The sequence below is a fragment of the Peribacillus sp. SIMBA_075 genome, from assembly GCF_046534585.1.
Window position 1 is genome coordinate 1 of the sequence record NZ_JAWRYN010001168.1, and the last position, 251, is coordinate 251.

The 251-nt window shown below is 37.5% G+C and carries 1 pseudogene; it reads right to left on the reverse strand.

The features are described from left to right. Positions 1-251, reverse strand: a pseudogene (locus tag SB775_RS31990) (alpha-amylase family glycosyl hydrolase); the annotation flags it as partial.

Consider the following 251-nt stretch of genomic DNA (forward strand, 5'->3'; position numbering starts at 1 on the left):
CAACGGAAATCATGGTAAACCCCATATCTTTGATGTACTGCATTTCGCTGCTTAGTCCTGCAAAATCTCCCCCGCTAAATGAATTAGGGTCTAGGGAATTCACATTGATATCATTTTGAATTCCCTTATTAAAGAATCGATCCACCAATAGGTCATAAATAATTTCATCTTGCAACTCATTATTCTCTGAAGCTTCTATCGGCCTTGCTAAATTGAATAGTAAAAATCCCACCAACAGGATTGAAACCCAT